This is a genomic window from Alkanindiges illinoisensis, from assembly GCF_004377485.1.
Lineage (GTDB): Bacteria > Pseudomonadota > Gammaproteobacteria > Pseudomonadales > Moraxellaceae > Alkanindiges > Alkanindiges illinoisensis_A.
This window is the reverse complement of record NZ_SNTY01000058.1, coordinates 1-12,777: the sequence shown is the minus strand read 5'-3', so window position 1 is coordinate 12,777 and position 12,777 is coordinate 1. Positions and strand designations below refer to the sequence as shown.

Sequence of the window (12,777 nt, the reverse complement as noted above, 5' to 3'; positions counted from 1 at the left end):
ATCATTACAAACATTCCTGTGGTCTTTTCATCTTTTACTGGTGATACCAATATGCTTTGTAAAACTGCCTAAAATGAGCGAATTTTTGTCAGTTCAGCGAATGTAGGGTGGTGTAGTAAAATGCAGTACAGAAAAAACCTATATTTCTCTTAAAAGCCCTAATACCAGCCTACTTTTCCCTAATTTTTTGGCATATCTGGTCTTGCAGTAAAACAGCCCTATTTAGACAACGCAGGTGGGGTGGGGCAACTGCCCGGGGCCAGGTCAGCTGGTCGTCTGATGCCCCATTGTGGTGCATTTTCTTTAGGCAAAAAAAATCCCTCAAATATCGAGGGATTTTTTATTGGTTGTGCTTATAGCTTTGGCAATTCCTTAAACCGGATGATTTCTTCACCCGCCCATTCATTAAACTGCATCAGGCGTGACTGCAGGGGAATAATTTCATTTTGGTAAAATACATCACGCGCTGTCTTCGGATCGCCAAAGCCACCCGTGTTACTGGGGATAATGCCCATCAGTTGTGGTGGCACCCGGATGCCAGCCAGTACATCATCACGTGATATGGATTTAATATGGGCAAAATCATCCTTGGCTGCGATTTCTGATACTGGAATAATCTGGATGCCATCCTTCTTGCCATTGGGACTATAGAAAAACAGGTTACGGAAATTCCCTGGGCCCTTGCTATCCTTTAAGGCCTGACGTAATGCAGTAATGTCATTTGGATCATTGGCTGGGTCATTCACATACATAATAAAACCGGCATGGCTGCCATTGTTGTAATACTTGCGCCGGAATAAAGTGGCAGCTTCATTAAGCCAAGCGCTTTGTAATACAGAAATATATTCTGGTGTCCCGTAAATTTCCTGATCGATGTCCGTTTCTTTGATATGGCAAACACTGCCAGGCTTGAACTCATATTCCTGATAACCAGTATGGCTTAGGTTCAACATAAAGAACTGGTCATCATATTCACCACGGCGCATATATTTAGCCAGGGCTGGTTGATAGCTCATGGTTGATCCGAGCCGTGATGGGATCTTCTCAAGATACGCATTACCACACCAGATAAAGTCCAGTGCGACCTGTTCAAAGTCTTTACGGTTTAGTAACCGATGTGGTTCAAATAAATTGGCCAGAAAATTACGTTTGAAAATAATGCCACTGGATAAATAAGGCGTGGCTTTAAAGGTTTTGGCCAAGCCCGTCATGCTGACCTGTGGTTCGTAAAAACGGCCATTAAACCAGCATTCCATATAGTCCAGCAGCTCGCGGCCATCATTGACTGGTACTGGATCGCCAAAGGTAAAGGCTTCTGCCTTATGGCTGGGCAGGGCATGCTGTACTGGTGCCGGTAAATGACTTAATGCTGTGGTAAGCAAATTTTTTGCTGATGAAAATGGATTCATGAATAAATTTCCAGAATGGATGAATTGGTTTGGGTTAAGCCTTCTAGTGGCTCGTTATAAATCGCGTGCATAAGTGCCCAGGCTAAATCGGCGTGTCCGGTTTCTTCGGATCGTCCAGCCACGAAGGTCATTTGCCGTTGTCCTGGTGTCATGGTTTTTTTGATGCTCATCAGGGATGAAGCAATATCAGTATGACCGGCATCAAATTCCAGTCGTCCATTGCGGACAACATCCAGGGTTTTTAAAACCAGCTGGGTTTTAACTTCAGGGGTATATTTGAATGTCTTAACAGCAGGGAAGAACTGGCGCACCAGCTGGGCAACACCAGTACCCATACCAGTTGTATCAATGCCGATATAACTAACATAATAACGTAGTGTAATTTGCCGGATATGCTCTGCCTGTGCCTTAAAATCCAGTCCACGGAACTGATGGCGCTCCAGTACCCGGAACTTGCCACCAGCCACAGCTGGCGGGGCCACTACAATTAATCCGGCACTGTCCCCGGATTCAGCCGGATCATAACCAATCCATACAGGGCGGCTGGCAAAGGGGCGGGCATGCAATGGTTTATAATCTTCACGCCATACTTCCCAGCTATCCACCATGCACGGCTGCAGTAAATTCAATGGAAAAATGGACTGGCCATCATCCACAAACTCACACATCAGCAAGTTGGCAAATTCTTCAGCTGAATATTCCAGACGTAATTCATCAATATCAAACAAATCACAGCCACCGGCTTCAGCATCCAGCAGGGTGACAATTTGCCGCCATTTGCGATCCTCACAGGTACGGCCACGCTTTAAGGCATCATGTGATACATCAAGGGTAATACGTTTATCCTTGGGACGACCTTTATTGGATCTCTCACCAGTCCAGAAATCATAAGCCTGGTGTGTCATGGTGGATGGAGTAGAAAAATAGGTCTTGCGCCATTTCTTGTGCATGGCCATGCCGGACGCGACTTTATTTAACTCGTTAAAGCCATAAGTCCAGAAAAATTCATCAAAATAAAAATTACCAGTGTGGCCCTGGGCGGTTCTGGCATTCGTCCCCAAAAAAGTCATTTCGGCGCCATTCGGTAAAACAATTGGATCGCCGGTTAATTCCACGCCACAGCTATCAAGGGCAAAGCGTTTAATATAATTCTTGAAAATATGCGCCTGGGCTTTGGATGCAGATAGGAAAATCTGGTTACGTCCGGTTTGTACGGCATCCACCAGGGCTTCACGGGCAAAATAATAAGTAGCACCGATCTGTCGGCTTTTTAGAATGACACGGGTGCGCTGATCGCCAGCCCTGTACCAGTCCCATTGATAGTCAAACAGGTTTTCTTCAAAGGCAATAACCAGCTGATCCGCCTGTTCCTGGGTAAATTCATTGGTGGCCTTTTTCTTTTTATCGCCTGCATTACGCCGAATAATATTGGGATTAAGGTCAGCTTCAGTACCACCATCACTATATTTATTAATGCGCGCTATGCGCTCCAGCTGGCGGCCGAGTAAATCAATCTCCTTAAAATCATTACCTGATTTTTTATCCTTAAATGTCAGGCAGATCAGGCGCACTTCAATCGCATCACACACCCGGCTATTGGGTTTGGTTGCATCCCAGTCTTCACGGGTTTTCCATGCCTGCACTGTTTTTTCATTTTCATTTAGGACTTTGGCAATATCCACGAACTTCCAGCCCAGCCAGTATAAAAACTTGGCCTTGCTTCGGTTATCCAGGAGCGTGTTTAAATTCGCCAGTTGCGAGAGTTCAATCATTGGAAAATAAAGGTTTGCTGTAATGTGCAAACATTGGCAGCACGCAAGCCATTTATCAGTCCAGGGCGGTTGTATAACTATTTATAACAACCCAGTGCAATTGCAGGCCTTATGCCTGATTGCTCATTCTGCACCTATTGACGAATACACTTTTTTATACGGTTTACGAATAGGTTTGCACATGAGCAAAGAAAAGCAGCAGCAAAAAAAATTCAAGTCCAACTGGTTCCGCATTGCCACCGCCGGTGATACCAGCGATGGCCGCCAGATTGAAGCCAGCTGGATCACCCAGATGGCCAAAAACTACAATCCTAAAACCTATGGTGCACGGATCTGGAATGAACACATGCGTTCCATGATGCCCGATGGCCCATTTGGTGCGTATGGTGATGTACTGGCGCTCAAGACTGAAAAAGTTACCATTAATGGTGAAGAAAAAGACGCGCTATTTGCCCAGATTGAACCCACTGATGCCTTGATTGTTCTTAATCAGAAAAAGCAAAAAATCTATACCTCTATTGAAGTATCTGAAAAATTTGCCAATACCGGTGAAGCCTATCTGGTCGGCCTTGCCGTAACTGACAGCCCAGCATCGTTGGGCACTGACATGCTGCAATTTGCTGCTGGTGCTGCCAATAACCCGCTGGCATCCCGTAAGCAACACAAGGACAACCTGTTTACTGCTGCCTGTGAAGCCAGCATCCAGTTTGAAGAAGTTAAGGAAGTTAAATCCTTTTCAGCTGGCCTGGTGGACAAGGTTAAAAAAATGTTCAAGGTGGAAGAAGAAGAACCAGAGCAGGAGCAATTTTCTGATAGCGAGCAGGCCATTCTTGCCATTGCTCAAGAAACTGCCGAGCAGGGCGAAGCTGTAACCAATCTTGGTAATGATTTCAATGAATTAAAGGCACAGCATGAGCAGCTGCAAACCAGCTTTAATGATTTGAAAAACCAGCTGGAAAAAACCCCGGATTCCAGCCAACGCCGCCCAGTGGCAGGCAATAGCAATTTTTCTGAAGAAGTGGACTGCTAATTCGCAGTTCACCACAGGTTTTTATTCCCTGATTTATTAACCCCAGTTTATTGACAAAATTATAGAGTAATTAATATGCGTCCAGAAACCCGATTAAAATATACCGCTGCAATGGTGAAGTTGGCCAACATCAATAGCGTTGCAAGTGTTGGTGAAAAATTTACTGTTGCGCCATCAGTGCAGCAAAAGCTGGAAGAAAAAATCCAGCAATCTTCCGAGTTCCTGAAAAAAATTAATATTTTTCTGGTGAACGATCAGTCCGGTTCCCGCGTTGGCCTGGGCATTTCCCGTCCAATTGCATCCCGTACCAATACGGATACTACGGATCGTCAGGCCATTGACCCAACTGGTCTGGATGAGCGTTTTTATTTCTGCCGCAAAACTGATTTTGATACTGCTATCAAGTATCAAAAACTGGATCAGTGGGCGAAGTTTCAGGACTTTTATGCCCGCTTCCGTAATGTGATTATCAAGCGTCAGGCGCTTGACCGCATTATGATCGGCTTTAATGGCACCTCTGCTGCTGCAACTACCAATATTACTGCTAATCCAAAATTGCAGGACGTCAATAAAGGCTGGTTGCAAAAGCAGCGTGAAGAAAATCCTTCACGTGTACTGAAGGAAGGTGCTACCGCTGGCAAACTCAAAATCGGTGCAACTGGTGACTATAAAAACCTTGATGCGCTGGTGATGAACCTGGTTGATGAAATGATTGATGAAGTTCACCAGGATAATCCAGATCTGGTCGTTCTTTGTAACCGCAAGCTGTCAGCTGATAAGTATTTCCCATTGGTCAATAAGGATCAGGATAACAGTGAAAAGCTGGCCGCTGACCTGATTATCAGCCAGAAGCGTATGGGCAACCTGCCACTGTATGCTGTTCCGTTTTGCCCTGAAGGTGCGCTGGTAATTACCACCTTTGACAACCTGTCTATTTATGTCCAGGAAGGCGCACGTCGCCGCACCGTGATTGACAATCCAAAACGTGACCAGATCGAAAACTACGAATCTTCCAATGAAGATTATGTAATTGAAGATCTGGGCCTGATGGCAATGGCTGAAAACATTGAGATGGTTTAAGGAGTAGTCCATGAACCTAGCCCGTCAGCATTTCCAGAAACATGCTGCAAAGGCAGCGGCATCACTCGCCACTGACTTTGGCAGCATGCAAAACCTGAACGCGTATGAGCTGCAATTACTGCAGCTCAACAATGATCGTGCGCGTTTAAAGCAGATCCAGTCCACTGAAGGCAAGGTCAAATTAAAGCAGGCCTTGCTACCGGCTTATATGCCGTATGTTGAGGGGATTTTGGAAGCCAATACGGGTGTGCAGGATGACATCCTGATGACCATTTTGGTCTGGTGTATTGATATTGGTGATTACACCATAGCATTAAAACTGGCCGAATATGCCTTACAGCATAACCTGACCATGCCAGAACGCTTTTCCCGTACTACGGCCACGCTCATTACTGAAAATATTAGTAACGAGTTTTTGAAAGTGCTGAAAATGGATGAGCCAGTGGATTTGGCGATTTTGCATCATCTGGCAGAGCTGGTGCTACATAGCGACTTGCCACTTGCCGTTGTGGATATGCCGGATCAGGTTAAGGCCAAGCTGTACTTGGCTTTAGGCAAGGCAACCATTCAGCAAATCGCAGATGACACAGTATCACCGCATATTGTGCTTGAAGCCCAGTCCTATCTATCCCGTGCCCTGGCACTGGATGATAAATGCGGTGGCAAAACCGATTTAAACAATGTCGTTAAATTGATTGCCCGTTTGACACCTGCCGCCAATGACGATGCTCCACCACCAGCATCATAACGAGTGCCCACGCACCGCACTGGCGAACAGTGGCAAGTGTCATTACATCGTAATTCACATTTAGCCACTGTTCCCACCAGTGCACCAATTTTAAAGGCAAAATCATGAGCTTTGTCGCCAATGGCAATAAAACACCAAGTCAGATCACCATCAGCAGTGACCCGTTTTATCCAGAAATTGCTCTTGATGATATTCGAGAAACCGTGCGAATCGACGGAACCGTCACCAACGAGCGATTAAATCAGATTGCCATTGAAGAAGTGATTGATGTCAATCGCTTATTGATTAGCCTAAAAACGCCTGAAGCCCAAACGCTGGCCCATTATTCAGCCGGATTTATTGCGGGTAAACCCTACACCGACTACCTGTATTTATCAGCAGTGGCCAATGGGGTAGCCGCCAAGGTCAATGAAAAATACCGCAGTTATGACAGTTCAAACAGTGGTAACAAGCGTGCTGATGATCTCACGCCCAGCATTGATGAATCCCGGCGTAATAAGAATTGGGCCATTCAGCAGATCCTTGGCAAAAACCATACCGTGGTAGAACTAATATGAAAATGAGTATTTCATCTGTAGAGACACATCAGCGTGTACATAGCTATCGATTTGATCAGCGTGAGTTAGAGCAGCTTGCGCTTGAAAAAGTTGCTAAAGAACTTGGGTTTAATCTGCCTCAAGGTAATTTGAAAACAGAATCAAGAATTATTTCAAATTCATCTGGGATTAATCCGACCACTTATGAATGCCGTATTCAAATTGTAGAAAATTTGGATTGTAAGGAATAAGAGTTCAATGCCTAAAACTATTGCTGCAATCCAGAATGACACCATTGATGCCATTTGCTGGCGTTATTACGGCCGTAGCACGGGTGTCGTTGAACTGGTACTTGCAGCCAATCCAGATATTGGAAGCCTGGGTGTGTTTTTACCGATGGGGACTGCTGTAATTCTGCCGGATATTGAAACGCCACAACAAACCAAACAAACCATACAACTTTGGAATTAGAACAAATGGCAGAACCAGCAACAACAACCGCAACTACAGCACTGGCCATTAGCGTTGCATCACTTTTGCCGTTTGTAAATGGCAATGCCCTATTGGGTGCCGTACTGGGTGCAGCATTATTTGCTACCACCAAAAAAGATTTACGGGCATTTGCACGCCTTGGCACCATGCTGTTGTCCACCGGCTTTGGCTATTTGCTGGCGCCTGAAGTCACGGCACGTACCTTCATCACCAGTGATGCCACAGCAGGCCTATTGGCCGCGATTTTTGCACTTCCTATCCTCATTAAAATGATGGTGTGGGTGGATCAATCCCCACTGGCAGATATTTTTTCAAAGTTCCCCGGAGGACGTAAATAATGGAAGCTTTATTCCAGTTTATTGCAGTAGCTGCTTATCTATTTTGTGGCTTCCGTATTATTTGCTTTAACCCAGCTGGCAATCATCATTCCGGCTATGCCTTGCTTGCTGCATTTTTAATAGCATCATTTATGGGCCAGACCGTCCATATCCTGTTTTTTAAAGATCCTGTCACTTTATGGGATGCCGTATTTGCAGTACTGCTGGCAGTCATTATTTATCGTGCCCGTGGCAACGTGTGCAAGCTGATCTGGAGCGCAGCATGAATTTATTAAAATTTGGTGCAAAGGGTGATGCTGTCATTGCCTTACAAAAGCAGCTGCTTAACCGTGGCTTTAATGGCAAAGACGGTAAGCCGGTCAAAGCTGATGGTAATTATGGTTTAAACACTGAATATGCCGTGCGCCAGTTCCAAAAATCAGTTGGCCTGGTGGATGATGGCAAGGCCGGTGATAAAACCCTGGCGGCACTGGCCGATAAACCAATATCCAAGTTTTTACGTGATGAGGATTATAAAAAAGCGGCTTTACGCCTAAAAGTACCTGAGCTGGTCATTCGTGCTTTTGGTGCTACTGAATCACTGGGTAAGGGCTTTTTGAATAATGGAAAGGCTAAGATCCTGTTCGAACGCCATAAAATGTACGCCCATATCAGTAAAGCCAAGGGCAAGGCTTTTGCAGTTGAGCAAATGCGCCTTTGTCCCAACCTAGTCAATATTACAACCGGTGGCTATAAGGGCAAGGAAGCTGAATATGTCCGGTTAAATCTGGCCATGAATATTCACCCTGAATCTGCACTTATGTCCTGCAGCTGGGGCGCATTCCAGATCATGGGCGAAAACTGGAAGGATTTAGGCTATCAATCAGTATTTGATTTTGTAGAGCAAATGCAAACCAGTGAATCACTGCAGCTGGAAGCCTTTATCCGTTTTATTGAAACCAAGACAGGGCAGGTGGACGGAAAGCCCTGCAAACTCATTGATGCTTTACGCCAGCAGGACTGGCATGCTGTATTTAGCCTGTATAACGGTGCTGCTTATAAAAAACTGGGTTATCAAACCAAGTTCCAGGATGAGCTGGATCATCTTGAAAGCCTGGGTTATGCCGCATGAAAAAACCAAACAGCCTGCGTGACCATCTGCTAAGTGCAATCCGGGAGCTTAACCGCGACCCGGATCGCATGCTGATTTTTGTAGATGAAGGTAAAATTCGCTGCACCATGAGCAGTGGCCTGTCATTTGAGTATGAATACAAGCTCAATTTACTGCTGACTGATTACGCAGGAGAGCTGGACGCAGTAATGATTCCACTGTTTGACTGGATTCGTACTAACCAGCCTGAACTAATGGCCAATCTGGATAAAAACAAGGATTCCTTCAAGTTTGAAGCGGTGCTGCAAAATAATGATGCAGTAGATTTAGAACTGTCTATTCCTTTAACCGAGCGTGTTATCGTCAAGCGGCTGGATGATGGCACCCTGGATATTAAATTCCCGGACGAACCACAATATACCCGTGCTGAACCGGCGCAACCTTATCGCTTACTGGATAAGCAGGGTAATGTTATGGCCGAATGGCTATCTGCTGAACCTGGTGAGCAGTATTTCTGATGGCAGATCTAGACGCGCTGGTTGACCACCTGGGCACTACACTAAACCAGCTTAGTAATGCCGAGCGCCGTAAATTATCAATGGCCATTGGCCGTAAAATTCGTGCAAGTCAGAAAACCCGCATTACTACCCAAAAAAATCCAGATGGTTCAGCCTATATTCCGCGTAAATTTCGCCTGCGTAACAAACGCGATAAGATTAAAAATAAAATGTTTAATCTTATTAAAAATGCCAAGTACATGCGCCTGCAGCATACCGAGCAGGGTATAGCCATTGGGTTTGTTGGCCGTGTATCACGCATTGCCACTGTGCACCAATATGGTTTGCGGGATCGGGTTTCAAGCGATGGCCCACAGGTTAAATATGCTGCCCGTGAATTGCTTGGCTTTACGCCACAGGAAATTGCCATGATTGAAAGTGACTGCCTGGCTTATCTCTCAACCCGTCTATAAATCAGTTGTAACCCTCATTTAAACAACTGCCAGCACATGCAAAGCATAAGCAACTGCAACACGATTGCAGCATGAGCGCAGATACCAACCGTCGCCTTGAAAACCTGATCCGACTAGGCAAAATCAAGAGCATTCAACCGGGCCAACCCTTTACGACAGTCACCGTCAATTTAGGCGATATTACGACTGCGAATATCCGTTACTTGAATTTACGTGCCGGGAAGGATCGCACCTGGGACCCGCCCAGCATTGACGAGGAAGTTATTGTCCTGTCCCCAGGTGGCGAGCTGGCACTAGGCGTAGCTGTCAGTGGCTTAAATAACATGCTGTATCCGGCACCATCTGAAGAACTTAATAAGAAAATCCGGCTATTTGAAGATGGCTGCCTGATTTCCTATGACATTCAGACACATGACCTACAGGCCATTTTACCTGCAGACGGTACAGCCACCATTACCGCACCAGGCGGATTAACCATTAATGCAGATACCACCATTAATGGCGATGTAAATATTTCTGGTACTACGCATTCAGCCAAATCCATATCAACCGATCAGAATATCTCAGCTGCAGGCAGCATCGCATCAGCCGGCAATATCAGCACAGAAGGCAGCGTGGCTGCAGCTGGGGATGTAGCGGCGGCTGGGGACGTGACAGCTGGTTCAATTAGCTTGACAGGTCATAAGCACGGTGGAGTTAAAGCCGGTACAGATGATTCAGGTGGCCCAAAATGATGTCACGTAATTACGGCACCTCATTAACTGAAATTGAGCACATCAATCAGTCCCTAGCTGATTTGATTTCAACCCCAGTCGGCTCAAGGGTAATGCGGCGGGAGTATGGAACTTTGCTGGCCAATTTGCTGGATCAGCCCACCAGTGAAGCCCTGTATCTAAAGTGCTACAGCACAATTTATTTGGCAATTTTGCGCTGGGAACCCCGCATTGAAATTAGCAAGATTTTTATCAGTAGTCTTAATCAAGGAAAACAAGTAGTCGATATTGAAGGCAGGCTTATCAATACCGGTCAAAGTTTAAATTTAAGCATACCTATCTCAATTGGAGCTTTAACGTGAGTAGTAATACTTATACGGCTATTGACCTATCACAAATCGCGCCACCTGAAGTCATCCGCCAGATTGATTTTGAAACCATCCTGAATGAAGCACTGGCCGACTTTTATGCACGTATGGAAGAAGTAGATCCGGAATTTCCCCGGCTGCTTGAATCAGATCCAGCAATGAAACTGGCTGAAGCTTTTGCATATCGTGAAATGCTGGTGCGTGCAGAAGCAAATAATCAGGCCTTAGCTGTGTTATTGGCTTATGCCGCCGGTTCAGATCTGGATCATAAAGCCGCTGAACGCAGATTGCAGCGTCGCATTATTAGTCCTGCCACATCAACCACACCAGAAGTAACAGAAACTGATGAATCATTGCGCAGGCGTGTCCAGCTGGCACCAGAAGGCGAGACCACAGCGGGTAGTGAAGGCTCATATATTTTTCATGCCATGAATGCAGATCCACGGGTTAAAGACATCTTTCCCTATGCGCCATTGAACCAGGATGGCAACCCAACGGGTATCTGTAATATCTATGTGCTATCAACTGAAGGGGATGGGGCAGCGTCAGAAGAACTTTTAAATATCGTTAAAGCAGCGTTAAACAGCAAATCTGTCCGGCCATTAACCGACAAGCCCATGATTTATTCAGCATCTATTCTGCACTACCAGATCGAAGCGCAGATTGAAATTGCTGATGGGCCTGATAGGGGCATCATTCTTGAGAGCTGTTACCAGGCTGTCCGGAATTATGCTGATAGCGTTCATTCCTATAATGATGGTGTAAGTTTATCCGGGATCTATCAGGCCCTGCACCAGCCTGGTGTGAAACGTGTCAATTTGACTAAGCCTGCTGCCAATATTGATACATCACTTGGCCAGGTTGCATTTTGCGATAATTTCACTTTGGTTGCAGTGGGGTAGTCAGTGAATAAGTTACTTCCCCCAAATTCGACCAAATTTGAAATGAATTATGAGAATACATTTTCTCGTATTTCCAGTGTTGAGATTAAAACCCGAACTTTCAATGATGCAGAACAGGCACCAGTTCAGGTTCTGCCCTGGCTTGCCTGGGAAAGGTCAGTTGATATTTGGGATAACAGCTGGACTGAAGAACAAAAGCGGAATGTCATCAAAAACGCTTTATATAACCACAGTATCAAAGGAACGTTTGGTGCCTTAGAGCTGGCGCTAAATTCCCTTGGATTCCCTGTGATCGTCCAAGAATGGTTCAATATGGTTCCCATGGGCAAGCCATATACCTTCAAGCTGTTCATTAAAACCAGTGAAGACAATGTTTCAGTCACTGATTACAAAGAGTTGTTAAAAGTCGTACGTGCTTATAAAAATTTACGTTCCCACCTCATTGACACCACAGTGATGCTGAACAGCCCATCAAATTTGCAAGTAAATGCCACAACCCAAGCTGGTCATGAAGCTGAATTTGTGAAGTCTGCTGGCGGTCTGCATTTGGATGGAACTTGGGCATTAGATGGTACAAAAAAATTGAATGGAGTAGATATGTAATGGCAAATATTCAAGGTCAAAAAAAATGGTCAGACGTCCGTTTACTTGAAACACATGAACTTGCACGTGGCGGTGTGAATGGCAATTTAAATGAACAAGCCAAAGCCCTTGCTGACCGTACTGAGTTTTTAAATCAGGAAAAAGCGAGTAAATCTGAAATTGTGCAAGGTGTTTATGAGTTTGGGACTTATGCAGAATTTAATGCGGCAAAGACATCATTACCTGCTAACTGTACTGTAGTGATTGGTCAAGAAAATACGACTGGTTCTGGTCAGTGGGGAATTGGTAATAATAGTTGGAATGGTTCGATTTTAAAGAAAAGTGCTTTTGATCCAGCTGAACTTATCAAAGTTTGGTCTAATGAAAATGCATTATTTAAACCAAAAAGTATTATTAATAATGAATCTACTGCAGTTGATTTAAATTCTATTGAATATCAAAACGGCTATTTTCTTTTTACATTAACATCAAAACCCCAATTTCATTTAAATTTTCCATATTATGGTAATACTGCGGGTGTGCGTGGAGCAGGTGCATTAATTGCAGTGAAAGAACCCAGCGGATCATTTGCACGTCAGATCTATATTGCGCCTGACAATATCTATTTTCGAGCAACTACGAGTGGTGTTTTTGAGAACTGGATTAAATTAACATCTGAAAAAGACTTAGAAAGATTTTTAGTTAAGCCAATTGCAATTAAACAAAATATCAATGCAAACGATTTGA

General features: G+C 44.8%; 17 protein-coding genes and 1 pseudogene. 16 read left to right on the top strand and 2 right to left on the bottom strand.

The window, feature by feature from the left end; genetic code table 11:
* Positions 1-353 precede the first annotated feature (353 nt).
* Together E2B99_RS11380 and E2B99_RS11375 are read right to left on the bottom strand one after the other, a co-directional pair.
* The gene (locus E2B99_RS11380) at positions 354-1,409 is read right to left on the bottom strand and encodes a phage portal protein (protein WP_134245052.1); all 1,056 of its coding nucleotides are present in this window, start codon (positions 1,407-1,409) and stop codon (positions 354-356) included.
* Positions 1,406-3,181 carry a terminase ATPase subunit family protein gene (locus E2B99_RS11375; RefSeq protein ID WP_134245051.1) on the bottom strand — a complete coding sequence of 592 codons (1,776 nt, stop codon included), beginning with the start codon at positions 3,179-3,181 and terminating at the stop codon, positions 1,406-1,408. Before E2B99_RS11375 ends, E2B99_RS11380 begins: the two co-directional genes overlap by 4 nt.
* Positions 3,182-3,362: 181 nt before the next feature.
* Here E2B99_RS11375 and E2B99_RS11370 point away from each other — a divergent pair, with 181 nt between their 5' ends.
* From E2B99_RS11370 to E2B99_RS14935, 16 genes and pseudogenes are all read left to right on the top strand, one after another.
* The gene (locus E2B99_RS11370; protein ID WP_134245050.1) at positions 3,363-4,211 is read left to right on the top strand and encodes a GPO family capsid scaffolding protein; all 849 of its coding nucleotides are present in this window, start codon (positions 3,363-3,365) and stop codon (positions 4,209-4,211) included.
* Positions 4,212-4,286: 75 nt separating this feature from the next.
* Positions 4,287-5,291, top strand: a complete 1,005-nt coding sequence (locus E2B99_RS11365) for a phage major capsid protein, P2 family (RefSeq protein ID WP_134245049.1) — start codon at positions 4,287-4,289, stop codon at positions 5,289-5,291.
* Positions 5,292-5,301: 10 nt separating this feature from the next.
* Positions 5,302-6,039, top strand: coding sequence for a phage terminase small subunit (gene gpM / locus E2B99_RS11360; RefSeq protein ID WP_134245048.1), 738 nt, complete (start codon positions 5,302-5,304; stop codon positions 6,037-6,039).
* A 104-nt stretch (positions 6,040-6,143) separates the two neighbouring features.
* Positions 6,144-6,596 (top strand): head completion/stabilization protein, encoded by a 453-nt coding sequence (locus E2B99_RS11355; RefSeq protein WP_134245047.1) that lies wholly within the window; start codon positions 6,144-6,146, stop codon positions 6,594-6,596.
* A complete protein-coding gene (locus tag E2B99_RS11350; protein WP_134245046.1) occupies positions 6,593-6,826 on the top strand; it encodes a hypothetical protein in 234 nt (77 codons plus the stop codon). The genes E2B99_RS11355 and E2B99_RS11350 overlap by 4 nt, the downstream gene beginning before the upstream one ends.
* 7 nt (positions 6,827-6,833) lie before the next feature.
* Positions 6,834-7,046 carry a tail protein X gene (locus E2B99_RS11345; RefSeq protein WP_134245045.1) on the top strand — a complete coding sequence of 71 codons (213 nt, stop codon included), beginning with the start codon at positions 6,834-6,836 and terminating at the stop codon, positions 7,044-7,046.
* Between the two features lie 5 nt (positions 7,047-7,051).
* Positions 7,052-7,405 (top strand): putative holin, encoded by a 354-nt coding sequence (locus tag E2B99_RS11340; protein ID WP_134245044.1) that lies wholly within the window; start codon positions 7,052-7,054, stop codon positions 7,403-7,405.
* Entirely contained in the window at positions 7,402-7,671 is a 270-nt protein-coding gene (locus E2B99_RS11335) for a phage holin family protein (protein WP_134245043.1), read from the top strand. Before E2B99_RS11340 ends, E2B99_RS11335 begins: the two co-directional genes overlap by 4 nt.
* A complete protein-coding gene (locus tag E2B99_RS11330) occupies positions 7,668-8,516 on the top strand; it encodes an N-acetylmuramidase domain-containing protein (RefSeq protein WP_134245042.1) in 849 nt (282 codons plus the stop codon). The genes E2B99_RS11335 and E2B99_RS11330 overlap by 4 nt, the downstream gene beginning before the upstream one ends.
* Complete coding sequence (locus E2B99_RS11325) at positions 8,513-9,013, top strand: phage tail protein (RefSeq protein ID WP_134245041.1); 501 nt, start codon at positions 8,513-8,515, stop codon at positions 9,011-9,013. Before E2B99_RS11330 ends, E2B99_RS11325 begins: the two co-directional genes overlap by 4 nt.
* A complete protein-coding gene (locus tag E2B99_RS11320) occupies positions 9,013-9,465 on the top strand; it encodes a phage virion morphogenesis protein (protein WP_134245040.1) in 453 nt (150 codons plus the stop codon). Before E2B99_RS11325 ends, E2B99_RS11320 begins: the two co-directional genes overlap by 1 nt.
* Positions 9,466-9,536: 71 nt before the next feature.
* Positions 9,537-10,199, top strand: coding sequence for a phage baseplate assembly protein V (locus tag E2B99_RS11315; RefSeq protein ID WP_134245039.1), 663 nt, complete (start codon positions 9,537-9,539; stop codon positions 10,197-10,199).
* Positions 10,196-10,540, top strand: a complete 345-nt coding sequence (locus E2B99_RS11310; RefSeq protein ID WP_134245038.1) for a GPW/gp25 family protein — start codon at positions 10,196-10,198, stop codon at positions 10,538-10,540. The genes E2B99_RS11315 and E2B99_RS11310 overlap by 4 nt, the downstream gene beginning before the upstream one ends.
* Positions 10,537-11,448, top strand: coding sequence for a baseplate assembly protein (locus E2B99_RS11305; RefSeq protein ID WP_134245037.1), 912 nt, complete (start codon positions 10,537-10,539; stop codon positions 11,446-11,448). Before E2B99_RS11310 ends, E2B99_RS11305 begins: the two co-directional genes overlap by 4 nt.
* Positions 11,449-11,451: 3 nt before the next feature.
* Positions 11,452-12,051: a phage tail protein I gene (locus E2B99_RS11300; protein WP_134245036.1), complete on the top strand. Its 600-nt coding sequence runs from the start codon at positions 11,452-11,454 to the stop codon at positions 12,049-12,051.
* Positions 12,051-12,777, top strand: a pseudogene (locus E2B99_RS14935) (pyocin knob domain-containing protein); the annotation flags it as partial. The gene E2B99_RS11300 and the pseudogene E2B99_RS14935, both read left to right, overlap by 1 nt.